This window comes from Collinsella aerofaciens (genome assembly GCF_039752955.1).
GTDB classification, from domain to species: domain Bacteria; phylum Actinomycetota; class Coriobacteriia; order Coriobacteriales; family Coriobacteriaceae; genus Collinsella; species Collinsella aerofaciens_BI.
Genome location: NZ_JBDMHB010000003.1, coordinates 1 through 24,966, shown reverse-complemented (window position 1 = coordinate 24,966; position 24,966 = coordinate 1). Strand labels below are relative to the sequence as shown.

Genomic DNA, 24,966 nt, shown 5'->3' with positions numbered 1-24,966 from the left:
GGCGAAATAGTTCCTGCTATTGCCCTATTCTGCCGTAAACAGGAACTATTCCATCACAGGAACTATTCCATCACAAGATATAAAAGGATCATGAGGAGCGCGTTGTGCGGAAGGCTTTAAGCACAGCCGTTACGGGGCCAGGCTGGAAACGTCGGCGCACGTCATCGAGACGCTCGGGAATATCGATGTGCTGCGGGCAGTGACGTGCGCATTTACCGCACTTGACGCAATTGCTCACCAGCTTGGGCTCGCTCGTGCGCACCGCGCTCGCCGTAAAGTATTGAGACAGCCCCGTAAACCAGCTGTGCGCGTAGCTCGCGTTGTAAGCGGCAAAGCAGCCGGGAATGTTAATACCCTTGGGACATGGCATGCAGTAGCCGCATCCCGTGCAGGGCACACGGTTCGATTTCTCAAACTCCATCAACACGCGCGCAATCGTGTCGAGCTGGTTGGCCGTCATCGAATTCGGCAACGCGAGGTCTGCCAGTGACGAATTCTCGTCCACTTGCGCGGTATCGGTCATGCCAGAAAGCAACATGGTCACCTGGGGATGATTCCACACCCACGAGAGCCCCCAAGCGGCAGGCGTATGCAAATGCCGATCGCATGCACCATCGAGAACAGCGCGCGCCCGCGGAGGCAATTTGCCTGCCAAGCGTCCGCCCAAAAGCGGCTCCATCACAAACACCGCGAGACCTCGCTCGGCGGCGGCCATGAGCCCCGCCGCTCCCGCCTGATATCGCTCTCCAGCGTAGTTGTACTGGATCTGGCAAAAGTCCCACACATACGCATCGAGCATCGTGAGGAAGTCCGCCGCGCTGCCGTGGTACGAAAAGCCTATCTGACGAATACGCCCTGCAGCCTTTTGCTGCGCGATCCAGTCCTCGATGCCCAGCGCCACCACGCGCTCCCACTGCGCAGGCGAGGTGATGTTGTGCATAAGGTAATAGTCGATATGGTCGGTCTGCAGGCGGCGCAGCTGCTCGTCGAAAAACCGATCGAAATCCTCCGCGCATTTGCACGAAGCATGCGGCAGCTTGGTTGCGAGCAAAACCTGGTCGCGCAAGCCCAGGCGTTCAAGCGAAGCGCCCACGCAAGCCTCGTTGCCGGGATAGAGATAGGCCGTGTCCAGATAATTAATCCCCTGCTCCACCGCACGGGAAATGATGGCATCGGCTGTCTTCGCATCCGGACGTCCCGGCGCACCGGGAAACCTCATGCAGCCCAGACCCAACGCCGAGATACGGTTGCCGCTTTTGGGGTCAACGCGATATTGCACGGCCCCTCCCTTCGCCATCAGCGCCCCGGCAAGGCGAAACACAATGGTCACGCAGCCGAAACATCGTGGAATCGCAATCGAGAACGTATCGTAACGCAGCAGAAATCGAGCTGTCACGGCACCGCTTTAACATCAGCAAAAAGCCCGATGAAAGGAGCCGGGCATGACCACGCGCGAAGACGCCTACCCCTACCCCGGCGAGCAATACATCCTCTCGGTCGACCGCTATCAGATCGAGGTCATGGACCATCTGGACGAGCCTCCCGCCACGGGTGCCGTCATCTTCTGCACCTTCCCCAAGGTCCGCGATGGCGTCGGATACCCCGCCCGCGTCTTTGCGGTCTGCCCTGCAGCGTAGCGTCCAGGCAAACGTTTCTTTTTTATAACAGCCGCCCCGCGCACCCACCAATCACCCTGGCAGCATACAATCCATCAGGCGCCCCTTACGCGGGCGCCTTTTACATGGGGAGATGATTCACATGCAGATCAACAAGGTCGCCTTTATCGGCAAGGGCGGCGTCGGCCTGCTCTACGGCAGCATGATCGCCCGGGCGCTCGGCAACGACGCCGTCGAATACGTCATGGATGACACCCGTTTTGAGCGTCACGCGGGCGATGCGCTCACTGTCAACGGCAAGCCCTGCGATCTCACGTCCGTCCGCGCCAGCGAGGCGACGCCCGCCGATCTGGTCATCCTGACAGTCAAGACCACCGGTCTCGACCAAGCACTCAAGACTATGGAGCGCGTCGTGGGACCCAACACGCTCATCGCCTCGCTATGCAACGGCATTACGAGCGAGCAAAAGATTGCCGAACGCTTTGGCTGGGAGCATACCGTTCTTGGTATCTGCCAGGGCATGGACGCCGTGTTCCTCAACGGCGCGCTCACCTTTACCAATGCGGGCGAGATCCGCTTTGGCGCGGCGGCCGGCACGGACCCCGCGACCGTCGCCGCTATCGACGGGCTCTACACGCGCTGCGGCATCGCCCATACCGTCGAGCGCGACATCGCCCACCGCATGTGGGCCAAACTCATGCTCAACGACGGCATCAACCAGACCTGCCTGGCCTACGGCGGGACCTACGGAAGCGCCACGGAGCCGGGCTCCGAGCAGCGTCGCTGCTTTGTTTCCGCCATGCGCGAAACGCTTGCGGTCGCCAACGCCGAGGGCGTTGAACTGACCGAGGCAGACCTGACGCAAATGGTGCACCTCATCGAGGGAATCGACCCCGCCGGTATGCCCTCGATGGCTCAAGACCGCATCGCAAGGCGCAAAACCGAGGTTGATGAGTTCGCGGGCACCATCTGCCGCCTCGCAGCCAAACACGATATCCAGGCACCGCAAAACGAGTGGCTCTATCGGCGCATCCGCGATATCGAGAAAAGCTGGTAGCGCCAACGCGCCGCATTCAACAGCCTTAACAGCAAAGCCGCCGCAAGGAGCACTCCCCTTACGGCGGCTTTCATCTTCGTCTATGACCGGCGGTCAATCTCACAACAGCTAGCGTTGCGACTCCGGAACCTCGTCCTCATCGTCGCGACAAAGGACAACACCGGTGCTTCCCAGCAGCGTGGCCGCGATCAGCGCGCCGGCCACGATAGGAGCAGCCCCGCATGTCCCCAGCATGCCCGCGACGAGCGCGGCCGTGGGGCCAAGGCAGCCAAGCATCAACGCGACGGCGGCAACGGCAATATCTCGAGCATTCACAAGACCACTTCCTCCAAGAGAAAGACCTTATTTCTCAAGAACCAGTGTGCCCCGCATCCATACGCCCAGCGTACCGCCACGGTAAGGGCTCTGTTAACTCAGACGCGCATAAAGAACGGGCGGCTTTACGTTGCCCTAAAGCTCGGTAAAGACGCCCGTCCGCCAAATATCCGTGATGCAGAAAAATTACCAACCGGTGTAGTAGTCGGTGGTTCCGGCAGCGCAGCCGGAGTCATAGACCTTGCAATCACCCTTGGAGCCCGTAAAGGTCGAGCCCTGGGCCATATCGCCCGCGGCAACAACGTAATAGCCGTCGGAATCGCGCCAGAAGCCCTCAGAATCCTGAGTCCATTCGCCCGTGCGATAGTGATAAAGCACATTGCTGCTGTAATAGGTCTCGCGGCGCCCGTTGTAGTTATTGACACCCGCAGAGCGCGTCAGGCCCGATCCGTTCGCGTAGGACGCGGCAGACGCGTAAGACGGAGTGTAACCGGCGTTGTAGTACGAAGCCTGGGCGGCCTCGGCAGCCTCCGCCTCGGCGGCAGCCTCGAGCGCTTCGCACTTGGCATCCTCAAGCGCAGCGCGCAGCTCATCGAGCTCGGTCGACTTGGCGTCGACCTCCCCCATCGTCAACAGGCTACCCGCACCGTCGATGCAACCCTGCAGCACAGCACGCTCGTCATCGGTAGCATAGTCGCCATACATATTCATAATGATCTGAGCGCGCATCTCAAGGGAATCGCGCTTGGCCTCCATCGAGGCGTTCCACTCCTGCATGGAACCATAACCATCGCCGCGATAGTCAACGGGCTGCACCAGCGTCGCCTCGGACGGCGTAGGTCCAACCGTATCGGATAGTGTTGCCGCGTGGGCATCGGTTGCACCGGCGCCCGCCAAAAGTGCCACGGTCAGAGCGGCGGAAAGGGCGGCGGCTTTCGGTTTTCGTGAATCGATCCTCATGTAGCTAGAAACCTCCGTAGTGCGTTTTTGCTGCGTTTGAGCTGCGTGTAATTCGATCGCGCTGCATAGTACCCCGAGCAAATCGCGACCTGCGGTTTTACTCAAAAGGCGCACGTCAATTGCGTAAAACTCACATCCTCTTAACAGGAGTTTTCCACATCTCGATTGCATAAAGCATGCCAAAAACCCTGTTTTTGCACCCTCTCTATGCAAATAAGGCGCCTGTGCAACCATTGTTCGCACAGGCGCCTTGAGCAGGCATTTTATGCAGTTATACCTATCGAGTCGCAAGGGGTCCTTGCACAAGTCGCCTTACTCGTCCAGCGCGGCGAAGGCCTGCTTCAGATCCCAAATGATATCCTCGGCGTTCTCGGTACCGATGGAAAGACGGATCGTGGAGGGCGTGATGTTCTGCTCGGCGAGCTCCTCGGCAGAGAGCTGGGAGTGCGTGGTGGTAGCCGGGTGCACGACGAGCGACTTGACGTCGGCCACGTTGGCAAGCAGCGAGAACACCTGCAGATGATCGATGAACTTCCAAGCTGCCTCCTGGCCACCCTTAATCTCAAAGGTAAAGATCGAGGCACCGCCACGGGGGAAGTACTTCTGATAGAGCTCGTGATCGGGGTGCTCAGGCAGGCTCGGGTGGTTCACCTTGGCGACGTGGCTGTCACCAGCCAGGAACTCAACGACCTTCTTGGTGTTCTCGACATGGCGGTCAACGCGCAGCGACAGAGTCTCGGTGCCCTGGAGCAGGACCCAGGCGTTGAACGGACTGATGCAAGCGCCCTCGTCACGCAGCAGGATAGCGCGGACGTAGGTTGCAAAGGCGGCGGGACCGGCAGCCTCGGCAAACGAGACACCGTGGTAGGAGGGGTTGGGCTCAGCAATCTGGGCGTACTTTCCGCTCGCCTTCCAATCGAAGTTACCGCCGTCGACGATCACACCGCCCAGCGAGGTGCCGTGGCCGCCGATGAACTTGGTTGCGGAGTGGACGACGATATTGGCACCATGCTCCAGCGGACGGAACAGATACGGGGTGCCGAAGGTGTTGTCGACGACAACCGGCAGACCGTGCTTCTTGGCGATCTCGGAGATGGCGTCGATGTTGGGGATGTCGGAGTTGGGGTTGCCGAGCGTCTCGAGATAGATGACCGTGGTGTTGTCCTTGATGGCACCCTCGACCTCTTCAAGGTTATGGGCATCGACAAACGTGGTCTCGACGCCAAACTGGGAGAGCGTATGCTCCAGCAGGTTGTAGGAGCCACCGTAGATGGTCTTCTGAGCCACCACGTGGTCACCGGCCTGGGCAAGAGCCTGCAGGGTATAGGTGATGGCAGCAGCACCGGAGGCGACGGCAAGACCTGCCACGCCATCCTCGAGGGCGGCGATACGGTCCTCGAAGACGCCCTGGGTGGAGTTGGTCAGACGGCCGTAGATGTTACCGGCGTCGGCAAGACCAAAGCGGTCGGCGGCGTGCTGGGAGTTGCGGAACACATAGCTCGTGGTCTGGTAGATAGGCACGGCGCGGGAGTCGGATGCAGGATCGGCGCTCTCCTGGCCAACGTGCAGCTGCAGGGTATCGAAACCAAAGGTGTGCTCGGGGTTGTTGATAAACTGGCTCATGATGATCTCCTTGATCGAACAAAAGTAATAAGAGTAAGAGAAGTGAGTCGCTGTCTCCTGATCACGCCGACGGGCGCAAACAGGAGCCCGGCATTCGTCTTGGTAAGCAATTCATATGCGGGCTTCCTTTCGCATCCCGGTTCCGTAGTTGGCTTAATTACCTACCGTCTTTGTGTGTTTTGAATAGTACGAGCATTGTTTTCCTCGGTCAATCACTTTAAAGCGCTAACCTGTTATCGGTTTTATAGATAACACTCGAAAGGACGGGCGCCGATGACCCTCCAACAGCTTCGCTTTTTGATCGCCGTGGCAGAGTCCGGTTCGATCAACGCCGCAGCCCAGCGCCTCTATACGGCACAGTCCAATATCTCCAATGCCGTCAAAAGCCTGGAGCAGGAACTTCATATCGAAATCTTTACGCGCTCCAGCCGCGGTGTTGCACTCACCAACGACGGCACCGAGCTTTTGGGTTATGCACGCCAGGTCGTAGAGCAGGCCGACATGCTCGAGGCCCGCTACGAGGGCGGCGGTACCCCGCAAGCCCGCCTCGCCATTTCCGCCCAACACTACGCCTTTTCGGTCGAGGCCTTTGTCAACGTAGTCGAGCGCTGCCGCGACAGCAAGTTCGAGTTCATCATGCGCGAGACCACCACAGCGCAGATTATCGACGACGTGCGCGCGTTTCGCAGCGATATCAGCATCCTCTATCTGGATGACTTTAATACCCGTGTCTTGCAGAAGGCCTTTACCGATGCCCGAGCGAGCTTTCATCCCCTCTTTGATGCAAAAGTCCACGTGTTCGTCAGCGAACGCCACCCGCTCGCACGCCGTTCGCAGCTGTCCCTTGCCGACCTCACGCCCTATACGCGCTACAGCTTTGAGCAAGGCACCTCGAACTCCTTCTATTACGCCGAGGAACCGTTTAGCTATATTCCCTGCAACCGCAATATCCGCGTATCCGACCGCGGGACGCTCACCAACCTGCTTATCACCTCGAACGGCTATGCGCTGTCGACCGGCGTACTCTCCAGCGAAATGCAGTGGGGCATGGCCTCGATCCCCCTGGCAGACGCCCCGACGATGCATGTGGGCTACATCATGCATGACGACCGCAAGCCCTCTCCCCTCTTGCAGCAATACCTCGACGAGCTCAACCGCATCATCCATGCCAACCAACTGTCGGAAGACGGGGTAGAAATCGTAGATTGCTAGCCCCCGGCGGGCATGGCGCTACAATGGTCACTCACGCGAAACGTACCCAACGAAAGGAACCATGTGAAGGTCATCATCTATACCGACGGCTCGGCCCGATCAAATCCGGGACGCGGCGGCTACGGCGCCGTGCTCAAATACACCAACCCCGCCGGCAAGACCTTCACCTCTGAGCTTTCGCGCGGCTACGCCAAGACCACCAACAACCGCATGGAGCTCATGGCCGTTATCGTGGCACTCGAGGCGCTCAACCGCCCCTGCGACGTCGAAGTCCATTCCGATTCGCAGTACGTCGTTAACGCCTTCAACAAGCACTGGATTGACGGATGGAAAAAACGCGGCTGGAAGACCGCCAACAAGCAGCCCGTCAAGAACCGCGACCTGTGGGAGCGCCTGCTCACCGCCAAAAGCAAGCACAAGGTTGAGTTCATCTGGGTTAAGGGTCACGCCGGCCATGAGCTCAACGAGCGCTGCGACGAGCTCGCCACCACGGCGGCCGACGGCAGCAACCTCGATATCGACACCGGCTTTAACGAGAGCGACCTGTAACGGCGTTTTCGTACGCTATTTCCTGCCCCTTCGCGCTACACTCATCCTGTAAACCGAACGGCACGAGGGGGATACATGCTGCGTATAGCGACCATCGGCACATCCATGATTACCGACGACTTTATCCAGGTCGTCAACGCCAACGACCAAGCCGCGTTTGTGGGCACGCTCTCGCGCGATGCCAATCGCGGTGCTGCCTTTACCGCCGAGCGCGGTGGCGAGCGAAACTTTACTTCACTCGATGAGCTCGCGGCAGCCGCCGACGTCGACGCCGTCTATATCGGCAGCCCCAACGCACTTCACTACGAGCAGGCCCTTGCCTGCATCGCCGGTGGCAAGCACGTCATCGTCGAGAAGCCCTTCTGCGCCACCGAGGCGCAAGCGCTGGAAGTCTTCCGCGCTGCCGAGGCAGCAGGTGTCGTGGCCCTCGAGGCCATGCGTCCCCTCCACGATCCCGCCTTCCACGCCATCGAGGACGCCCTGGGTGAGATCGCCCCCATCCGCCGCGCCTCATTGCGCTTTGGAAAATATTCCTCGCGCTACAACGAGATTCTCGCGGGACGCGCCACCAATATCTTCGACTGCAATATGGCCTCGGGTTCCCTCATGGATATTGGCGTCTACACCGTCGAGCCCATGGTCGAGATTTTCGGCATGCCCTCCGGCCTTACGAGCATGACCACCCTGCTCGATCCCACCACGCGACAGCTCACGCACGGCCCCATCGACGGCTGCGGTTCCATCCTCGCCAGCTACGGCGGTGGCCGTATCTCCGTCGAGCTCGCGCACTCCAAAATTACGAATGACCTGCTGCCCTCGCAGATCGAAGGCGAGCGTGGCACTATCCAGATCGACCATCTGTCCACGCCCCGCAACGTCCGCATCGACTATCGCGGCGACGTCGTACGCGGCTCGGCGACCGAGGCGCCGCGCGAACAGGGCGACAACGGCCGCGTGCTCGACCTGCCCAAATCGAGCAACACTATGGAATACGAACTCACAGACTTCATCACCGCCATCGGCGGCATCGATAACGTCAAGGAAGAGATTTGGGAGACCCCGGCGGGACGCCACGAGCTTGGCCACTACCGCGATGTCACGCTCGTCTCACTACGCATCATGGATGCCGTGCGCCAGCAGGCCGGCATTACCTTCCCGGCCGACGCAGGCAAGCAGGCATAGCGATGGGCCTCTTCGATACGTTCTTCTCCAGCGTCACCGGCGGCAGTCGAGAGCCTCAAAAACCATCAAACGTCGAGCTCGAGCTGCGCCGCAGGCTTACTGTGCTCGCAAGCGACGAGGCCACTCAAGACACTCCCCTGCGCTATTTCCTGCGCTGGGAGGGGCAAGTCCAAGGCGTTGGTTTTCGCTTTACCAACACCAACCTCGCGCAGGCACGCGCACTCACCGGCTGGGTGCGTAACATGGAAGACGGCTCAGTCGAGATGGAGATACAGGGAGCTCCGGCAAATATCCTATCTCATCTCGAGGCGCTTCATGCCTCCTACGAGCGCATGGGAACGCGTTTTCGCCTCATAGACGCTCAGGCCCGAGCCCCACTTGCCAATGAAGACGGTTTCAGTCCTCATTATTAGTATTGTGTGCTAAATACGGTATCATTTACCTACGACCGTTGATAGAAAAGAGGCGAGGCGCATGGCGGTGCAAAGAAGGAATACCAGGCAGCGAAAGCTGGTTCTTGACGCCGTGCGCCAAAGCTATAACCATCCCACCGCCGACGAAATCTACAACGCCGTGCGCGCGCAGGATGACAAAATCAGCCGCGGTACGGTCTACCGCAATCTCAATCTCTTGGCCGACGCCGGCGAGATCCTCTCCATCAAGACGCCGGGCGGCAGCCGCTTCGATCGCACGATCGAGCCGCATGCGCATATCATCTGCACCTCGTGCAGCCGCGTCATCGACGTACCGCTCCCCTTCGATGCCCAGCTCGACGCCAAAGCGTCCGAGCAAATCGGCTGGCACGTCACGTCGCACTACACCATCTTCGAGGGTCTCTGCCCCGACTGCCGGTAGATGTTTGGAACATGCCTTAAAATCCACCTTTCCGCACTTTGCAGCAAAAAGTAGATTTCTAGACATGTCCCAAATGTCTACTCAGCAAGTAGACGACGCAGCTCTTCTTCGACCGTGCGCACGTAGCGGACGCGGTCGTTAATGCCACGCATAGAGGGGTTGCAGCTCTCCATTAGATAAGGATGGCCCACTACGTTGAGCATGTCGCGGTCGTTTTCGTTATCGCCAAACGCCATCATCTCATCGGGCGAAATACCCAGGGCACGACCGTAATCGGCAAGCGCGGAGCCCTTGCCCGAACCGAAACCGATAAAGTCCGTCCATTCGGTTCCCGACGTCATCACGTCGACACGGTCGCTGAAGAGGCGCTCAAAATGCTCCAGCGCCGCCGGCTGATCAACCTCGGGCGTCTGGAAGGCAATCTTAATGACGTCCTCGTCGATGTCCTCGGGACGGTCGACCACCGCCACATCGCAGTGGACCTCATAGCGCAAATGGTCGACGAACGCATCATTGCCGCTCATGGTGTAGAGGTGCCCCTCGCACGAAAGGGTCACGTCGGCATGGGGATACGCAACCACGGCATTCGCGATATCCATAGCAAGGCTGCGCTCCATGGAACGCTTGACAACGGCACGTCCCTCGCTCATCACCAGGGCTCCGTTTTCGCATACATATGCGAGCTCATCGGCCACCGGGGCAAACAGGTGGCGCAAGCTCGCATATTGACGGCCGCTCGCCGGCATAAACACGATACCGCGACGATGCAGCTCATCGATAAGCTCAAAGGCCTCGGAACGCGGCTCGCGCTCCCCCGGATGCAGCAAAGTGCCGTCCAAATCGCATGCAATCAGCTTGATTCCCTCAAGACCCATATGCTTTCCCCCAAAGCACCTCATCAACAGCAAGACGGACTTTGATTGGTCGCCCCTCAAAGCCCGTCTTGCGCATACGTGCGCTTAGCCGCGCGTCTTTTTTACGATGGTAAAGTCGGGAGCCATGCTCACGACGACCTCCGCCGCACTCGACGCAAAGCGTCGGCTGGCATCGAGCTCGCGCGTGACCACCGAGAGCCGAACACCCTCGACACCCCGGAGTATGCGGCCCAAAACAGGCTGCACCGGCGTATACATGCGCACGGTATGCTCGTCCGAGTCGCCCCGGAAGAGCGGCGCATGCATGTTGCCGATCTCCCAGCACGCATGCGCGAGTGCAATCGGATCCATGCGGTCGACTTCGACCAAATAAACCTCGGCGCTGCGCAGGCGCACAATAACCGCCACAGGCACCACGCCCGAACGGTCAATGGCGAGCACGTCGCCATCGGCAAGACGACCGCCGTCGGCAGTATCCAGCCGAACATCGATCGTGCGCCCCAGCTCCGTCACGCCAACAAACGCGCATACATCAGCCTGGTCCCAATCGAGCAGTAGCTCGTCAACTTCAAAGACACCGCCCAGCTCCCGGCGAAGCAGGAGTTCATAGGACGGGTCGTTGAGATTTCCCAAGCATGTCGTCGAAACCAAGCGTTCAGGCATACTCTAACCCTCGACCTCGACGAGCTCGATATCAAAGTTGAGGTCCTTGCCGGCAAGCTCGTGGTTGGCGTCGAGCATCACAGCCTCGGGCGTCACGTCAATGACGACGGCGGGGACGGGCATACCGCTCGGCGTGGACAGGAAGAGCTTCATGCCCTTCTCGATCTGCTCGATGTTGGGAACCTGCTCGGCCGGGAAGGTCAGAACCATCTCGGGATTGTGCTCGCCGTAGGCATCGGCAGCAGGAATGTGCACGGTCTTCTTCTCGCCCACCTGCATGTCGACAACAGCGGCGTCGAAGCCCTTGATCATCTGGCCGGCGCCGCAGGTGAACTCCAGCGGCTCGCCGCGATCGTAGGAGCTATCGAACTGCGTGCCGTCGTCGAGCGTGCCGCGATAATGAGTCTTGACCTTCTTGCCCTGGTTGGACATGGTAACCTCCGTGATAAGGGCGGCGCACAACGCGGGCCGCCGTGAACATATGGCGCTAACTATACCCTAGTCATACAATTCAAAGACAGTTTGCAAAGAAACGCTGCAACCGGAGGATCCATGGCATATCCCGTATTTGACTTACACTGCGACACCGCCGACCGCATCGGCTGGGCCACGCTCGATCTCGACCTGCGCTTTACCGCCGGCACCGACGGTTATTTCCCCGGCGACGAAACGCATCCGCAAGATTTCGACCTCATCGAGGGCAACGCCTGCGCCATCTCGCTCGCAAAGATCGGCAACACGCCGTGGGCACAGTGCTTCGCCACGTTTGTCCCCGACGAGATTCCCACCGCCCACGCCGCGCGCTTCCAGGCGCAAATCATGGCGCATATGAGCGGCCAGGCAATGCTCAACCACGACCGCATGGTCAACGTACGCAGCGCCGCAGACATTCGCCCTGCGCTCAAAGACGGCAAGGTCGCTTGCATCCACACCATCGAAAACGCCACGTTCTTTGCCGAGGACCCCGCGCTGATCGAGGTGCTCAAGAGCTTGGGCGTGCTTATGTCGTCACTCAGCTGGAACGCGCAGGGACCGCTCGCGAGCGGCCACGACACCCACGCCGGCCTCACCGCCGCCGGTATCGAGGCGCTTACGCAGATGGAGCACGCCGGCATGGTGCTCGACGTTTCCCACCTCAACGATGAGTGCTTTGACGAGGTTGTCGCCCACGCCACGCGCCCCTTCGTTGCCAGCCACTCCAACTCCCGCGCGGTTTGCGGCGTCAAGCGCAACCTCACCGACGACCAGTTCCGCACCATTCGCGACATGGGCGGTATCGTCGGCCTCAACTACTGCAGCGAGTTCCTTTCCAACGACGCAACCGACAAGACCGCCGCAGACGTCACCTTCGACCAGCTGGCGGCACATATCGAGCACTGGCTCGACCTGGGCGGCGAGGACGTCATCGCGCTCGGCGGCGACTGGGACGGCGCCACGGTGCCTGCTTTCCTCTCCGATGCCAGCAAGATGCCCGAGTTCCAGAACATGCTCTCCAAGCACTTTGGCAAGACCGTGATGCAAAAGCTCTGCAGCGACAACGCGCTTGCCTTCTTTGAGCGTTATTAATTTCACATCCCTTGAGCGGGCCGGCATGCCGAACGGTCGACATGCCGGCCCGTCCCCAATCTGAAGGACCGCTTTTGACGCAGCAATTTACGTTTTTCCTACCCCGACCGGATGGCACGTCCTTGCCCGTCGTCGTTACCAAAAAGCGCGTCAAGAACTTCAACCTACGCGTCACATCGAGCGGTGAGGTCCACGCCAGCGCACCGATCGGCGCCAGCCGTGAGCGTATCGAAGCGTTTGTGAAGCGCAACAGCGCCTGGATTATCAGCCGACTTGCCCAGCGCGAGCAACGTCAGGCGACGGCGAGAGAGCCGCTCAGCCCCTCGTCCATCATTGCGCTTTGGGGCAAACCCATCACGGTACAAGATGCGCTCGATCACAACTTTACATCACCCGCACCGCGGCCCAAGCAGGCCACCTTCGCAAGTTTTATGGGTACCGACGAATCGGACGAAGGCCCACAGGCCAAGCGGCGCGCAATCCTCGACGGCCTAACGTCCGACGAGCTCCAGACACGCATCGACCAACTCTATGCATCCGAGGTCACCGCAGCGCTACGCGATATGGTGCGCGCATACGAAATCGCAATGGGCGTCACCGTTTCCCGCGTCTCCGTGCGCAGTATGAAAACACGTTGGGGATCATGCACGCCCAAGACCGGAGCTATTCGCATCGCACGCGAACTTGCCGCTTATCCCATCGAGTGTCTCGACATAGTTGTCGCCCACGAGCTCGTCCACTTGCTCGAACCAAGCCACAATCAGCGGTTTCACGCCCTGCTCGACACGTACTGCCCCAACAATAGAGCTCTGTCGCAGCGGCTCAAGCAGCCACCCATAGAGACGTATTAGAACCGGTTAGCGCACGCGCTCGATCTCGACACCGCAACTTGCCAGGGGCAGGCCAACAGGTGCCCACGGCTTATCGAGCTTTATACGCACACCAAGCAGCGAGGGATAGCGGCGCAGCAGCATCTGGGCTGTCCCCTCGGCTGCCGCCTCGATGAGTTTAAACGTATGCTCGCGCAGATAGCCATCGACATCGTGGCACACCGAGCCGTAGTCAATCGAGGCGTCCAGGTTATCGTGCTCCCCCGCTGCACGCAGGTCGGCATAGAGCACCAAGGACACGATGAACTTCTGGCCCAGCGCGTTCTCTTCGGGATACACGCCGTGGTTGGCAAAGACCTCGAGACCGTCGATAGTAATGCGATCGGCATGGCGCAGATCGTCATAGCTCACGTGGGGCACCGCCGTTGCGGTGGATATTTTGCCCCTTTCACGGCGGGCGAGCTCGGCACCTTCAGTCTTGGTTGCATTCTCGGGCAGTTTTTTGTTACTCATCGCGATCGTCTCCTTCGTTTAGAACCCCGACCGCGCAAACTAACTACACGCGAATCGACAGGTTCTTTTTATCGTCGCTCCAGTTGCAAGCATTGCGCGCGGGGCATGCAAAGCAGGCGCGCGACGCTTTGTCGGCTGCGTAGAGCAGACGCTCAAGCGGTTGGCTGTTCACGCGCAGCTTTCGATGGCCCAGAATGGCCGTCTTAATGGCTGCGGCATCGGCCGGCTCAAACGCCACGTCATCGGGCATGCCGGCGAGTATTGCATCAGCGACGCGCTCGCTTGCAACATCATGGGATATACCCGATTCATACTGTTCATCTTTGCCGATATCGTGAAGAAGTGCCGTGGCGTAGATGACCTCGCGGTCAAACTCGAGCTGTTCCTCGAGATTCTTGATCCACATAATACGGGCGACATCCAGCAGGTGGTCAATACCGTGGCGGCAGAAGATGCGCCCCGATTCCAACTGTGCAATGTTGCCCAGGTGCCGCCGGAACAGACCGTTGGCACAGATGTAATCAATGCGAGGCATGACACCAAAAGGCGCCAGACCCGAAGCCATAAAACCGCGACGCGGCGTTCCCTCGTCAGTATTCGATGTAAAGTCGTTGACGACTCTCATAGTTAGCGTCCCAGCATCCTAAAGAAACGCTCTTCGAGCGCGGGGTCGGTCTCAAAGACGCCGCGGCGAGCGAGCGTCACGGTCTTGGTGCCGGGCTTTTGCACGCCGCGCATGGTCATACACATATGCTCAGCTTCCATGAGCACAATCGCTCCCTGGGGAGCGAGATACTCCATGAGGGCATCGGCAACCTGCGCACACAGCTGCTCCTGCAGCTGCAGACGGCGGGCATAAACCTCAACCGTGCGAGCAAGCTTAGAGAGCCCTGCGACACGGCCGTTGGGGATATAGCCAATGGTAGCCTTGCCGTAAAACGGCAGCAGATGATGTTCGCACAGCGAGTAGAACGTGATGTCGCGCTCGATAACCAAATCGTTCGAAGCGACGGCAAAGGTTTTGGACAGGTGCTCCTCGGCACTCTGGTCCATACCGCCGGCGATTTCACCATACATACGGGCAACGCGCGCCGGGGTCTCCAGCAGGCCCTCACGAGTTGGGTCCTCGCCTATGCCCTCAAGCAACAGCTTAATGGCGGCCTCGACTTTTTCCTGATCGACCATCTGGGCCTCACTTTTCCGATTTCACGTTCGCGCTATGGTACCACGCCCTCCGGCATCGACCACAAGCTACATAGTATGGGTCGAATAGACCGGATCATCACGCCAAAGTTCAACCGCATCACAAAGCGCAACGCCCTCGCGCTCGGCACGGGCACGCGTAGCGTTCATATCGATCACGCGCTGATTGCTCGAGCCTCTGAAGCGCAACGAGATATCGTACAAATCCTGAACGAACGGACCGTCCACCAACATATCGAGGCAGGTAAGGATGCGGTCCGTCACCTCGGTATGATGACGACCGCCCGGCATAAGCTCCTCGAGCACATCGCCGGTAAAGCACCAAATAGTCTTTCCCGACCCCGATGGATAGGCCGCACGCACGCGTTCGATAAAGTCGACAAGCCCCGCTTGATTCTCAGGTTCCATAGGCTCGCCGCCCAAAATCGTCAGACCATCGATAAAGGGATGATCGAGACTCTCGATAATCTTGTCCTCGACGGCGCGATCGAACGGCTCGCCCGCAGCAAAGTCCCACGCGACAGAGTTAAAGCAGTTCTTGCACCCACGACGGCACCCACTCACAAACAGAGAAGTACGAACGCCTTCTCCATCAGCAATATCGAAATACTTAATGTTCGCGTAGTTCATAGGTAACTCTCCTGGGAGGCCGGGACATATCATCCCGTCCTCAAACATTCTCGGCCTGCGGCCTGCGAAACTGCGGGCGGGACGATATGTCCCGGCCTCATGCAAAGGGCAACTCAATGAACGAAGCGAACATCGAGTATAGGGTTCGAGGTCCAATAAAAACTGGGTTGCGGCTCAACCGCCATCGCAAGTAAATCGCAGCTGCAGCTCAAATTATTTCCGCTAAGAACTTCGAGGAGTGAGCAGGCCGCATGCTGCATCTCAGCTACATTAACTTGGCTGCCCCGTAGCGAGGCCCCGGACCTTTGCTCGATATGAGTTCCGCACGAACAGGAGGCGCCAGTGGCGCCTCCGTCGTGAGCCAGGACTGTCCGAAATAGCGAGTAAAGGTCCGGGGCCTCGCTACGGGGCAGCCTGGGATGGTTATTAGAGATGCAGCACGCGGTCGCGGATCTCCTCGGTTCGACCCTGGTTCCAGAACTGGGTACCGATGTAGCCGCACGTACGACGAGCGACGTTCATCTTCTCCTGGTCGCGGTTGCCGCAATTGGGGCACTCCCACACCAGCTTGCCATCGTCCTCGACAATCTTGATCTCGCCATCGTAGCCGCACACCTGGCAGTAGTCGCTCTTGGTGTTGAGCTCGGCGTACATGATGTTGTCGTAGATGTACTGCATCACGCGAATGACAGCCTTGAGGTTGTCCTGCATGTTGGGAACCTCAACGTAGGAAATGGCCCCGCCCGGCGAAAGCTGCTGGAACATGCCCTCAAACTTGAGCTTGTCGAAGGCATCAATCTCCTCGGACACGTGGACGTGGTAGCTGTTGGTAATGTAGCCCTTGTCCGTCACGCCCGGAATAATGCCAAAACGACGCTGCAGGCACTTGGCGAACTTGTAGGTCGTCGACTCCAACGGCGTGCCGTACAGCGAGAAATCGATATCGCTCGCGGCTTTCCACTCCGCACACTTGTCGTTCATGCGCTGCATGACCGCCATGGCAAAGGGCGTGCCCTCCTTCTCGGTGTGGCTGTGGCCCGTCATGTACTTGACGCACTCATACAGACCGGCATACCCCAGGCTGATGGTGGAATAGCCGCCCACGAGCAGTTTGTCGATCGTCTCGCCCTTCTTAAGGCGCGCCAGGGCGCCGTACTGCCAAAGAATCGGCGCGGCATCCGAAAGCGTGCCCATCAGACGCTCATGACGGCACAGCAGGGCACGATGGCACAGTTCAAGGCGCTCATCGAAGATCTTCCAGAACTTGTCCATATCCTGGTGCGAGCTCAGCGCGACATCAGGCAGGTTAATGGTCACAACGCCCTGGTTAAAGCGACCATAGTACTTAGGCTTGCTCGGGTCATAGTTCAGCGCGTTGGCGACGTTGTTAAAGCCGTTGCCCGAACGGTCGGGCGTCAGGAAACTGCGGCAACCCATACAGGTGTAGCAATCGCCGTTGCCGGCGGTCTCGCCCTTAGACAGCTTGAGCTCGCGCATCTTCTTCTCAGAGATGTAGTCGGGCACCATGCGCTTGGCGGTGCACTTGGCAGCGAGCTTGGTCAGATAGAAGTACGGCGAATCCTCGCGGATGTTATCGTCCTCGAGCACGTAGATGAGCTTGGGGAACGCCGGGGTGATCCACACGCCGGCTTCGTTCTTAACGCCCTCATAGCGCTGACGAAGCGTCTCCTCCACAATCATGGCAAGGTCGTGCTTCTCCTGAGGCGTACGGGCCTCGTTAAGATACATAAAGACCGTCACGAACGGCGCCTGGCCGTTCGTGGTCATAAGCGTCACGACCTGATACTGGATCGTCTGGACGCCGCGACGAATCTCATCGCGCAGGCGATCCTCCACGACCTCGCGGACCTTTTCGGGAGATGCGGAAACGCCGAGCTCCTCAAGCTCGCGAGCAACCTCGCCGCGAATCTTTTGACGGCTCACCTCGACGAACGGGGCGAGATGAGTCAGCGAAATCGACTGGCCGCCGTACTGGGAGGAAGCAACCTGGGCGATGATCTGCGTCGCGATGTTGCAGGCCGTCGAGAAGCTATGCGGCTTCTCAATCAGCGTACCCGAGATAACAGTACCGTTCTGGAGCATATCCTCCAGGTTCACCAGGTCGCAGTTATGCATGTGCTGGGCAAAGTAGTCCGAATCGTGGAAGTGAATCAGGCCCTCGTTGTGAGCATCCACGATCTCCTGGGGCAGCAGTACGCGCTGCGTCAGGTCCTTGGAAATCTCGCCGGCCATGTAGTCGCGCTGAACGGAGTTGACGGTCGGGTTCTTGTTAGAGTTCTCCTGCTTGACCTCTTCGTTGTTGCATTCGATCAGCGACAGGATCTTGTCGTCGGTCGTGTTCTTTTGGCGCTTTAGGCTCTGAACATAGCGATAGATGATGTAGTGGCGAGCGACCTCGTAGCAGTCGAGACGCATAATCTCGTCCTCGACCAAATCCTGGATCTCCTCGACCGATACGGTGTGACCGGCCTTCTCACATGCCTCGGCGACGTTTTGTGCCGCATAGATCACCTGGCGGTCGGTAAGGCGAGAGCCTTCCTCGACCTCCAAGTTTGCGGCGCGGATCGCATTGACGATCTTATCGATGTCAAAGGTAACCTCGGTGCCGCTGCGCTTGATGATCTTCATCCTCTTGCCTCTTTCGCATCGTAGCCTCATTGCGCTTCAGAGCCAAACGATGCCCGGCAGGGCTTACCCTGTCTTGCGGCGCCGTCGCGCAATCTGTGTTTTCGATAACCATAGGCCCTCATGCGGACAATCCTCGCAGCCAATCAAGGGGCTCAAAGATCCATCCAAATGGGGCGAATAAGGTCCTCGTTCTCTGTCCGCCATCTATCATACGACAAAGAGGCATCTATATCCTGTATTCTTTTTTTAGGTCAAACACAATATATAGTGTTTCAGCAGGTCAAAGCAATTAGTCATTTTGCAGACGCATTAATTATGAGGGGTTCTTGGCAAGTCGGTAAAACGTTATCAACACGACTACCTGCATGGCAGTTATAAAACCCCCTCAACCGAGCCACCGCCAAATAGGACCAAAACCAAGCCGCTCACGCCAAAAGAATCCAAAAGATTATGCTTGACCAACATGTTGCGGTCACGATCGGCCAGGACGTATGCAATCTGCCGGCAGCCCTACGGGATGCGAAAACCATTGCGTACAGACCTTGGATCAATATTTGGTGGCTTATTTGGCGGCGTGCTTGGTGGCAAAAAAACAGCCCAGAGGACATAGCCTCTGGGCTGTGAACATTTGGTGGGCGTTAGAAGATTTGAACTTCTGACCTCTTCCGTGTCAGGGAAGCGCTCTCCCCCTGAGCTAAACGCCCAAATGGAGCGGACAACGGGGCTCGAACCCGCGACCCCAACCTTGGCAAGGTTGTGCTCTACCAACTGAGCCATGTCCGCCTGCGAGGATTTAATATACGGGATGATCGCCCCGAATGCAAGAACTATTTTCGAATAATTTGAAAATAGTTCGAGCCTCTGGAACGGATTGACCAATCAGGCGAAAAGAACTGATGGCCCACTCCCCCGGCCACGACAGCGAGCGGGCTCCGGGTGCCCCAGGTTGCCGCGAAAGAGGAGGGAAGCGTACTTTATGTACGCGACCGACGATTGAGGGGCAAGATGGGGCACCCGGAGCCCGCGCAGCGTCAACAAAAAACGCGGTTCGTTAGAACCGCGTAAGATAGTTGGAGCGGACAACGGGGCGTCCGCGTATCCGCTTCGCGGATCCGCACCGGCTTCGGCCGCCTGCCGGCGACCTCGCCAGCTCGTTACAAACGCTCCGCGTTTGCTTAACGCTCGCTCCCTCTCGGGTTCGAGCCTCTGCGATGGGTACGAAAAAGCCCGGCTACCGTAGTAGTCGGGCTGTTGCGCTTGGAGCGGACAACGGGGCTCGAACCCGCGACCCCAACCTTGGCAAGGTTGTGCTCTACCAACTGAGCCATGTCCGCATATGTAAAACAAAACGGGCGCCGGAGCGCCCGGATGTTGCCTGGAGGCGAAGCCCGGATTCGAACCGGGGGTAAAGGCTTTGCAGGCCTCTGCCTTACCACTTGGCCACTTCGCCGAAAAAGGACCGCATAAACGGTCCGTAAATGCAATGGAGCGGACAACGGGGCTCGAACCCGCGACCCCAACCTTGGCAAGGTTGTGCTCTACCAACTGAGCCATGTCCGCTTGCGGGTTATTAATTTACGCGAGTTGTCCAAAAGACGCAAGTACTTTTTTCAAAAAAGTTGTCTGCCGCATGTTCTCGGTAGCTAAACGCGCCAAAGCGATTGGCTAGGCACACGATTCGAGCGCTCCGCTAAACAGCTTCACCATCTGCACGCGCGTGCCGGCGCCGTCTGTACGACGCGCAACCTCCACGTTATCGACGAGCATACGCATAAGCTTGATACCACGGCCGCGCTCCTCGGATGCGACCGGTTCGCTCGTTTTATCGATAGAATAGCCGGCACCTCGATCAAGCACCTCAACCACAACGCGATCGCCATAGGCCTGAACCGTCAGGACGCACCCGACACCGCCCGCATGGTCATAGGCATTACCCAGTGCCTCCCCCGACGCCAATGCGACATCGTAGCGCTCGTCGCGGCGCAACGGAAGCGATTCAAGGAGTTCGGCGATGTGATGTCGGTAGTATGGAAGATTCTCGATACCCTGACGGACCTCGACGCTCTTACTCCAGCGAGGCAGCTCCCCCACCGGAATGGCGGGAATAGACTCCCGTGCCGGACCCGCGACATGAAGGATATCGACAAGACGAGCAATCTCCAAAAAGCGAACAACTTCGCCTGATGCATTGACGAGCGAAAGCAGGCCTTCTCGCCTCATGAGCTCACGAGCGCGCGTAAGCAGGAATGCCAAGCCCGTCGAATCGATAAAGCCAACAGCCTGACAGTTGATGACGACACGACGCACGCCGCGGTCAACCAAAGCATCCAACCGCCGACGCAGCGCAGGCACCGTGGCGATGTCGATATCGCCCGGTGGCGTCAAAACCGCTATGTCATTCCACTCATTCATACGACCATGGTTCCCCAAAAAAGCCCACTCGATGCATTTGTTTCCCCAACCGTGCGGATTCAGCCCGTCCAGCGTCGTCTATGAACGACCCCGTAAAAACTCAAGGGACACCAATGCAATGTCGTCGTCCAGCGCCGATTCGGTAAATCGGTCGAGCTCGCCCAAGACCTTGCCGCAAATGCCCGACACGCCCTCCCCCGAAACAGAAAGCAGAAGGTCGCGCAAGCGCTGCTCGCCAAAGAATGCTCCGGTGCGGTCACGGGCCTCAATCGTTCCATCCGTATACATAAAGAGCATGTCGCCGGGGGCGAACGTAAAGGCACCCGTCTCGTACACCATGCCTTCGAATGCACCGATTACGCCCGATTGGCATCCAAGCAGTTCGACCTCTCCCCCACGGGCCTCGCCGCCGCCCAGCGGCATCGACTCTGGCCTGATGACCATGGTCGGAGGATGGCCCGCCGAACAATACGTTGCGCGTCCGGCTTTAAGGTCAATCTTGGCGATAAAGGCCGTCACGAACGTCTCGACCCTCGAAAAGCCCATGAGCATGCTGTTAAGGGAGCGCGCCATGCGGGCCGGGCCAGCGCCCTCCCAGGCATATGCCGTCAGGGCCGTCTTGACGAGCGCGGACATCGATGCGGCCTCAATGCCTTTGCCAGACACATCACCCAGAATCATGACGGCGCAGTCGTCGGGAAGTCGGATGAGCGTATAGAAATCGCCGCCGACCAACGCCGAGTTCGTGGCCGACAGGTACACCGAATCGGTTGCGATACCCGGAACATCCCCCAGGGAATTTCTCATGCCGATCTGGAGGGTCTGAGCGATATGGCGCTCCTCGCGCTTTTGAGATTCGCCTTCGTAGATCAGTTCAAAGTCATGCGCCAAGTGCACCAAGTAGTCATATTCAAGGTCATCAATCGGCTCTTGGCTGCCATCACGAAGCAGCAGCGCGCGCGTCGTCGGGCCCTTCGCAACAGAAGCAGGGACAATTGCGTCGCTGCTGTGCTTGCCATCACCCTCAGAGCGCGGGCGCCCCGCCTCGATGCCGGTGTCGACGTAGAGACCTTGGCAAGGTAGACCATGCGCCCTAAGCCAGCCTCCCATAGGCATCGATTCGTCAACGCGAGTTATACGGACGTGTTTAAGGTCCTCGGCACTCGTGCCGCCCAAAACAGACGCCCCAAAGCCATCAGGGCCAGCCCCCAGACGTGCCGCTGGCGCCGTCGTGGAAAAGAAAAGCTTCTCGGGATCGTCAGGCAAAGCAACGCGACTGCCGCCTTCAAAATCTATGACGTAGGCGTCCAGACTAGCGTCATACTCCACGGGACAGAAATGGCAATTGAGCACGGCGCAAATTTCGGCCGACACCGCACGCGAGGCGGCAACAGGATCATCAAGATAGGCAAACAACTCATCCCGAAGCACATTAAGCGAGCGGCCAAGCTCGGCCGTGCGACGGGAGCGAAGACTCGATGCCATGCCGACCAGCTGGATAGATAGGTAATCGCAAATGACCTCGAGCACATTAACGTCATAGGCGAGCGGTGCCTGAGGGCGTTTCCAACCAACTTCCAGCACGCCAAGGATCTGCGTACCGTAAAAAACGGGAAGACAGATCTCACTGCGATACGGAGGCATATCCTGCACGCGCAATAGGTGCTTAGAACGATTGTCCAAATCCATAAACATGCCCGAGGCGACACGATCGCCCTCAAGGTCCTGCTGAATCGACAGACGGCAAGCGCGCGACTCGCGAAGCACGTACGTCGGGATGCCCGCGCCATACGGCATAAACTCGGGCAGATAGCTATCCTCAAGCTCCTTAGAAACACCGCGGAGCTTAAAGCCACCGCTCTCCGAAAAATAAATCGCAGCTCCAGAAGCATCGAGCGTTCCGACGAGCTGATTTAAAACGGTATCAAGCAGGCCGGGTAGCTCATCGGAGCCCACAGTGCTCATAATGACCGAGAGCGTGCCAGAGAGACGCTTATTTGCCACTCTAAGCTCCGATAACGCACGCTTGAGTTGACGGTCGTGAGAATACTGTTCCTCAATACTGTGAAGTGCCACCAGGACACGTGGCGCGCTGCGCCCAAAGATACGTGGAGGCGTTACGGAGCCTGCGCGAACCAAGACGGGGATAAAAGAGCCGTCACTCAGCTTGAGCATCAGTTCGTTCTCGGAGCCATCAGTTTCAAATGGCAGACGATGTTCCGTCGCACGTTCAAAAGCGGATGAGTACAGAACGTCTTTAACATCTCCACCGATGACGTCGGCGCGTTCCTCGCACATCAAACCAAGTAAGCGATTATTCACATGCAGAATGGTTCCGTCGAGCTCGCAGATGATGACAGCATCGCTCGTGATCTCGACTAGTTGGGCAACGTCTGCCCACTCGTTGCGTTCAAGCGTTTCCATCGTGGACCCCACCGTCTATCGGTAACAAAAAAGCCTCCGAAGAGGCTTCTCAAATGCGATGGTGTCGGAGGCGGGACTTGAACCCGCATGACCAAAAAGCGGTCACTAGCACCTCAAGCTAGCGCGTCTGCCAATTCCGCCACTCCGACATGCTATGTTGTTGATTTGCGGTTCGTTTTGTTGGACCCGCGCGTTCAACGAGGAAGATAATAACCTATGATTCGAGAACTGTGCAAGCACTTTTTTCAAAAAAGTTTACGAATTTGTAAATGCGCTGGTAGACGGACCTGTTCGGGCAGGAATGAGGTTGCTTTCCAACGCGTCCTCGGGCATGCGGTATTATTTTGATCCGCGCTTCGCGCTACAAAATAATGCCGCCCCCTGCGGAATGCGTTGAAAAGCAACCTCATTCCTGCCCTAGGGGCGCATACTTCAGGCACAGTTCTCAAACATGTTCTGGGGGCTGATGCAAATTTGGTGGCTCGGCAAAGCCGAGCCCTTATATAAGGAGGCCGGAGCTAAAGCTCCGGCCTCACTATCTTTCCCATTAGATTAAGTGAGCGATCAAGGAATCGCACTCCCCCTGCCGAGTTACCGCAGGGCCCACCCTGGTGTTACTTTTCAGAACACTCCGCACTGATATCTTCTGTATTGAAGACGTCGATGGTGCACCCGTATACCATTGACGTCGACACCATCAGATGCGGACCGCGCGGTGACCCCACATTCCGCTGGCGCCCACAGGGCTGCCCTCGTTTCCTGACATGTCCCGCGCGGGCCGCGGCGAGCCGAGACCGCCGCATGACCTAATAGGAGCATGGAGCGATACCGCGGACCCGAACAACCGCATTCTATCGCGCCCCGTCAGTGTGCCGTCTGCCCGGTCCAGGCGAGCACGGAAAGAACGGAGCGAGACATGCAAAACGAATCGATACCCGGCGCCCGCGGGCCGGTCTTCTGCGGGGTCGACACCCACGCCGACTCGCACTGGCTGTACGTCCTGGACTGGAGGGGCCGCAAGGTCCTGTCCCGCCAGTTCCCCGCCGACGCGGCGGGCTACGAGGCGCTCGCCGGGGCGATCGCGGCGGCCGGGGAGCCGGCCTGCGTCGCGATGGAGGGGACGTCGTCCTACGGGGCGGGCCTCACCAGGCACCTCGCGTCGCTGGGGATGCCCGTGCGCGAGGCGCTCTCCCCGGCGAGGACGCAGAGGAGGCGCCCGGGGCAGGGAAAGTGCGACGAGGCGGACGCGGAGAGGGCCGCCCGCGCGGCGATGTCCGGCTCAAGGCTCGGGACCCCCAAGAGCCAGGACGGGTGGGTCGACGGGGTGCGCTGCATGCTCGCGGCGCGCTCCGGGGCGGTGAAGGCGCGGACCTCGGCGATCAACACCGCGAGGTCGCTGCTCACCACCGCGCCGGAGGGGCTCAGGTCGAGGTTCCGCGGCATGGGAGGGCCGAGGCTGATGGAGGAGCTCCCCTCCGTGCGCGCCGAGGGCGCGCTGGGCGCCGCGCTCGGCGCGCTGGCGGACCTGTGGGCGGCGGCGCGCGACGCGGCGCTCGACATGGAGCGCGCGATCGAGGCGTCCCTGGAGGAGAACTGCCCCGCGCTGCTGGCGATGTACGGGTGCGGGCCCGTGAGCGCGGCCAAGCTCGTGGTCGCGGCCGGGGACAACCCGGGCAGGCTGCGCTCCGAGGCTTCGTTCGCGGCGATATGCGGGGCCTGCCCCATCCCCGCCTCGAGCGGCAAGACCGTGAGGCACAGGCTCAACAGGGGCGGCGACCGGCAGGCGAACAGCGCGCTGCACGAGATCGCGAGGCAGAGGGTCATGCGCGACC

At 59.1% G+C, this 24,966-nt stretch carries 24 protein-coding genes and 6 tRNA genes; 10 read left to right on the top strand and 20 right to left on the bottom strand.

Annotated elements, in window-relative coordinates; translation table 11 throughout:
• Positions 1–88 precede the first annotated feature (88 nt).
• Complete coding sequence (locus ABHR75_RS01370) at positions 89–1,279, bottom strand: aldo/keto reductase (RefSeq protein ID WP_225093382.1); 1,191 nt, start codon at positions 1,277–1,279, stop codon at positions 89–91.
• 163 nt (positions 1,280–1,442) lie between these two features.
• Here ABHR75_RS01370 and ABHR75_RS01365 point away from each other — a divergent pair, with 163 nt between their 5' ends.
• Both ABHR75_RS01365 and ABHR75_RS01360 read left to right on the top strand, forming a co-directional pair.
• Complete coding sequence (locus ABHR75_RS01365; RefSeq protein ID WP_055309748.1) at positions 1,443–1,637, top strand: cyclase family protein; 195 nt, start codon at positions 1,443–1,445, stop codon at positions 1,635–1,637.
• Positions 1,638–1,758: 121 nt separating this feature from the next.
• A complete protein-coding gene (locus ABHR75_RS01360) occupies positions 1,759–2,673 on the top strand; it encodes a ketopantoate reductase family protein (RefSeq protein ID WP_055309747.1) in 915 nt (304 codons plus the stop codon).
• Positions 2,674–2,781: 108 nt separating this feature from the next.
• Here ABHR75_RS01360 and ABHR75_RS01355 read toward each other — a convergent pair whose 3' ends face one another.
• The 3 genes from ABHR75_RS01355 to ABHR75_RS01345 all read right to left on the bottom strand — a co-directional run bounded on the left by ABHR75_RS01355 (position 2,782) and on the right by ABHR75_RS01345 (position 5,571).
• Positions 2,782–2,988, bottom strand: a complete 207-nt coding sequence (locus ABHR75_RS01355) for a hypothetical protein (RefSeq protein ID WP_055309746.1) — start codon at positions 2,986–2,988, stop codon at positions 2,782–2,784.
• 186 nt (positions 2,989–3,174) lie between these two features.
• Positions 3,175–3,948 (bottom strand): hypothetical protein, encoded by a 774-nt coding sequence (locus tag ABHR75_RS01350; protein WP_055309745.1) that lies wholly within the window; start codon positions 3,946–3,948, stop codon positions 3,175–3,177.
• A gap of 312 nt (positions 3,949–4,260) precedes the next feature.
• Positions 4,261–5,571 carry an O-acetylhomoserine aminocarboxypropyltransferase/cysteine synthase family protein gene (locus ABHR75_RS01345; RefSeq protein ID WP_225093381.1) on the bottom strand — a complete coding sequence of 437 codons (1,311 nt, stop codon included), beginning with the start codon at positions 5,569–5,571 and terminating at the stop codon, positions 4,261–4,263.
• Positions 5,572–5,844: 273 nt separating this feature from the next.
• Between ABHR75_RS01345 and ABHR75_RS01340 the strand changes: the two genes are divergently transcribed.
• The 5 genes from ABHR75_RS01340 to ABHR75_RS01320 all read left to right on the top strand — a co-directional run bounded on the left by ABHR75_RS01340 (position 5,845) and on the right by ABHR75_RS01320 (position 9,369).
• Entirely contained in the window at positions 5,845–6,783 is a 939-nt protein-coding gene (locus tag ABHR75_RS01340; protein WP_346963460.1) for a LysR family transcriptional regulator, read from the top strand.
• Positions 6,784–6,795: 12 nt separating this feature from the next.
• On the top strand, positions 6,796–7,332 hold the full coding sequence (gene rnhA / locus ABHR75_RS01335; RefSeq protein WP_161115755.1) for a ribonuclease HI: 537 nt from the start codon (positions 6,796–6,798) through the stop codon (positions 7,330–7,332).
• A 75-nt stretch (positions 7,333–7,407) separates the two neighbouring features.
• Positions 7,408–8,514, top strand: coding sequence for a Gfo/Idh/MocA family protein (locus ABHR75_RS01330; RefSeq protein WP_196032630.1), 1,107 nt, complete (start codon positions 7,408–7,410; stop codon positions 8,512–8,514).
• Between the two features lie 2 nt (positions 8,515–8,516).
• Complete coding sequence (locus ABHR75_RS01325; RefSeq protein ID WP_161115753.1) at positions 8,517–8,927, top strand: acylphosphatase; 411 nt, start codon at positions 8,517–8,519, stop codon at positions 8,925–8,927.
• Between the two features lie 61 nt (positions 8,928–8,988).
• On the top strand, positions 8,989–9,369 hold the full coding sequence (locus ABHR75_RS01320; RefSeq protein ID WP_192919574.1) for a Fur family transcriptional regulator: 381 nt from the start codon (positions 8,989–8,991) through the stop codon (positions 9,367–9,369).
• Between the two features lie 77 nt (positions 9,370–9,446).
• On the opposite strand, the gene ABHR75_RS01315 is transcribed toward ABHR75_RS01320, so the two are convergent.
• The 3 genes from ABHR75_RS01315 to ABHR75_RS01305 all read right to left on the bottom strand — a co-directional run bounded on the left by ABHR75_RS01315 (position 9,447) and on the right by ABHR75_RS01305 (position 11,339).
• Positions 9,447–10,244 carry an HAD-IIB family hydrolase gene (locus tag ABHR75_RS01315; protein ID WP_161144853.1) on the bottom strand — a complete coding sequence of 266 codons (798 nt, stop codon included), beginning with the start codon at positions 10,242–10,244 and terminating at the stop codon, positions 9,447–9,449.
• An 84-nt stretch (positions 10,245–10,328) separates the two neighbouring features.
• A complete protein-coding gene (locus ABHR75_RS01310; RefSeq protein ID WP_346963459.1) occupies positions 10,329–10,907 on the bottom strand; it encodes an urease accessory protein UreE in 579 nt (192 codons plus the stop codon).
• Positions 10,908–10,910: 3 nt separating this feature from the next.
• Entirely contained in the window at positions 10,911–11,339 is a 429-nt protein-coding gene (locus tag ABHR75_RS01305; RefSeq protein ID WP_346963458.1) for an FKBP-type peptidyl-prolyl cis-trans isomerase, read from the bottom strand.
• Positions 11,340–11,459: 120 nt separating this feature from the next.
• On the opposite strand from ABHR75_RS01305, the gene ABHR75_RS01300 reads away from it, so the two are divergent.
• Together ABHR75_RS01300 and ABHR75_RS01295 are read left to right on the top strand one after the other, a co-directional pair.
• Positions 11,460–12,473: a dipeptidase gene (locus tag ABHR75_RS01300; RefSeq protein ID WP_117640822.1), complete on the top strand. Its 1,014-nt coding sequence runs from the start codon at positions 11,460–11,462 to the stop codon at positions 12,471–12,473.
• 74 nt (positions 12,474–12,547) lie between these two features.
• Positions 12,548–13,324 carry a M48 family metallopeptidase gene (locus ABHR75_RS01295; RefSeq protein WP_346963457.1) on the top strand — a complete coding sequence of 259 codons (777 nt, stop codon included), beginning with the start codon at positions 12,548–12,550 and terminating at the stop codon, positions 13,322–13,324.
• 6 nt (positions 13,325–13,330) lie between these two features.
• On the opposite strand, the gene folB is transcribed toward ABHR75_RS01295, so the two are convergent.
• The 13 genes from folB to ABHR75_RS01230 all read right to left on the bottom strand — a co-directional run bounded on the left by folB (position 13,331) and on the right by ABHR75_RS01230 (position 23,283).
• A complete protein-coding gene (gene folB / locus ABHR75_RS01290) occupies positions 13,331–13,816 on the bottom strand; it encodes a dihydroneopterin aldolase (protein WP_117745844.1) in 486 nt (161 codons plus the stop codon).
• 43 nt (positions 13,817–13,859) lie between these two features.
• Complete coding sequence (locus tag ABHR75_RS01285) at positions 13,860–14,441, bottom strand: HD domain-containing protein (protein ID WP_199409409.1); 582 nt, start codon at positions 14,439–14,441, stop codon at positions 13,860–13,862.
• A gap of 2 nt (positions 14,442–14,443) precedes the next feature.
• Positions 14,444–15,001 (bottom strand): GTP cyclohydrolase I FolE, encoded by a 558-nt coding sequence (folE, locus tag ABHR75_RS01280; RefSeq protein ID WP_346963456.1) that lies wholly within the window; start codon positions 14,999–15,001, stop codon positions 14,444–14,446.
• Positions 15,002–15,067: 66 nt separating this feature from the next.
• Positions 15,068–15,649, bottom strand: a complete 582-nt coding sequence (gene nrdG, locus ABHR75_RS01275; protein WP_117745842.1) for an anaerobic ribonucleoside-triphosphate reductase activating protein — start codon at positions 15,647–15,649, stop codon at positions 15,068–15,070.
• A 426-nt stretch (positions 15,650–16,075) separates the two neighbouring features.
• Positions 16,076–18,298 carry an anaerobic ribonucleoside-triphosphate reductase gene (gene nrdD / locus ABHR75_RS01270; protein ID WP_117745841.1) on the bottom strand — a complete coding sequence of 741 codons (2,223 nt, stop codon included), beginning with the start codon at positions 18,296–18,298 and terminating at the stop codon, positions 16,076–16,078.
• A 629-nt stretch (positions 18,299–18,927) separates the two neighbouring features.
• Positions 18,928–19,002: transfer RNA gene (locus tag ABHR75_RS01265), tRNA-Val, on the bottom strand.
• 3 nt (positions 19,003–19,005) lie between these two features.
• A tRNA-Gly gene (locus ABHR75_RS01260) sits at positions 19,006–19,081 on the bottom strand.
• Between the two features lie 475 nt (positions 19,082–19,556).
• Positions 19,557–19,632 (bottom strand) — tRNA-Gly (locus ABHR75_RS01255).
• Between the two features lie 42 nt (positions 19,633–19,674).
• Positions 19,675–19,748 (bottom strand) — tRNA-Cys (locus ABHR75_RS01250).
• Positions 19,749–19,782: 34 nt separating this feature from the next.
• Positions 19,783–19,858 (bottom strand) — tRNA-Gly (locus tag ABHR75_RS01245).
• A 105-nt stretch (positions 19,859–19,963) separates the two neighbouring features.
• Complete coding sequence (locus tag ABHR75_RS01240; protein ID WP_117745840.1) at positions 19,964–20,710, bottom strand: anti-sigma factor antagonist; 747 nt, start codon at positions 20,708–20,710, stop codon at positions 19,964–19,966.
• 78 nt (positions 20,711–20,788) lie between these two features.
• A complete protein-coding gene (locus ABHR75_RS01235; RefSeq protein WP_329737796.1) occupies positions 20,789–23,134 on the bottom strand; it encodes a GAF domain-containing SpoIIE family protein phosphatase in 2,346 nt (781 codons plus the stop codon).
• 59 nt (positions 23,135–23,193) lie between these two features.
• Positions 23,194–23,283, bottom strand: a tRNA-Leu gene (locus ABHR75_RS01230).
• A 668-nt stretch (positions 23,284–23,951) separates the two neighbouring features.
• Here ABHR75_RS01230 and ABHR75_RS01225 point away from each other — a divergent pair.
• Positions 23,952–24,966 (top strand): IS110 family RNA-guided transposase (locus ABHR75_RS01225; protein ID WP_430392720.1); only part of this gene is annotated, 1,015 nt, incomplete at its 3' end.

What these genes read in the sequence shown, in the direction of transcription:
- nrdG (WP_117745842.1), bottom strand. Translation starts at nt 15,649, where the DNA reads ATGAACTACGCGAACATTAAGTATTTCGATATTGCTGATGGAGAAGGC.
- ABHR75_RS01340 (WP_346963460.1), top strand. Translation starts at nt 5,845, where the DNA reads ATGACCCTCCAACAGCTTCGCTTTTTGATCGCCGTGGCAGAGTCCGGT.
- rnhA (WP_161115755.1), top strand. Translation starts at nt 6,796, where the DNA reads ATGGCGCTACAATGGTCACTCACGCGAAACGTACCCAACGAAAGGAAC.
- ABHR75_RS01300 (WP_117640822.1), top strand. Translation starts at nt 11,460, where the DNA reads ATGGCATATCCCGTATTTGACTTACACTGCGACACCGCCGACCGCATC.
- ABHR75_RS01325 (WP_161115753.1), top strand. Translation starts at nt 8,517, where the DNA reads ATGGGCCTCTTCGATACGTTCTTCTCCAGCGTCACCGGCGGCAGTCGA.
- ABHR75_RS01305 (WP_346963458.1), bottom strand. Translation starts at nt 11,339, where the DNA reads ATGTCCAACCAGGGCAAGAAGGTCAAGACTCATTATCGCGGCACGCTC.
- nrdD (WP_117745841.1), bottom strand. Translation starts at nt 18,298, where the DNA reads ATGAAGATCATCAAGCGCAGCGGCACCGAGGTTACCTTTGACATCGAT.
- ABHR75_RS01345 (WP_225093381.1), bottom strand. Translation starts at nt 5,571, where the DNA reads ATGAGCCAGTTTATCAACAACCCCGAGCACACCTTTGGTTTCGATACC.
- ABHR75_RS01285 (WP_199409409.1), bottom strand. Translation starts at nt 14,441, where the DNA reads ATGAGAGTCGTCAACGACTTTACATCGAATACTGACGAGGGAACGCCG.
- ABHR75_RS01240 (WP_117745840.1), bottom strand. Translation starts at nt 20,710, where the DNA reads ATGAATGAGTGGAATGACATAGCGGTTTTGACGCCACCGGGCGATATC.
- folE (WP_346963456.1), bottom strand. Translation starts at nt 15,001, where the DNA reads ATGGTCGATCAGGAAAAAGTCGAGGCCGCCATTAAGCTGTTGCTTGAG.
- ABHR75_RS01365 (WP_055309748.1), top strand. Translation starts at nt 1,443, where the DNA reads ATGACCACGCGCGAAGACGCCTACCCCTACCCCGGCGAGCAATACATC.
- ABHR75_RS01310 (WP_346963459.1), bottom strand. Translation starts at nt 10,907, where the DNA reads ATGCCTGAACGCTTGGTTTCGACGACATGCTTGGGAAATCTCAACGAC.
- ABHR75_RS01315 (WP_161144853.1), bottom strand. Translation starts at nt 10,244, where the DNA reads ATGGGTCTTGAGGGAATCAAGCTGATTGCATGCGATTTGGACGGCACT.
- ABHR75_RS01235 (WP_329737796.1), bottom strand. Translation starts at nt 23,134, where the DNA reads ATGGAAACGCTTGAACGCAACGAGTGGGCAGACGTTGCCCAACTAGTC.
- ABHR75_RS01350 (WP_055309745.1), bottom strand. Translation starts at nt 3,948, where the DNA reads ATGAGGATCGATTCACGAAAACCGAAAGCCGCCGCCCTTTCCGCCGCT.
- ABHR75_RS01330 (WP_196032630.1), top strand. Translation starts at nt 7,408, where the DNA reads ATGCTGCGTATAGCGACCATCGGCACATCCATGATTACCGACGACTTT.
- ABHR75_RS01320 (WP_192919574.1), top strand. Translation starts at nt 8,989, where the DNA reads ATGGCGGTGCAAAGAAGGAATACCAGGCAGCGAAAGCTGGTTCTTGAC.
- folB (WP_117745844.1), bottom strand. Translation starts at nt 13,816, where the DNA reads ATGAGTAACAAAAAACTGCCCGAGAATGCAACCAAGACTGAAGGTGCC.
- ABHR75_RS01360 (WP_055309747.1), top strand. Translation starts at nt 1,759, where the DNA reads ATGCAGATCAACAAGGTCGCCTTTATCGGCAAGGGCGGCGTCGGCCTG.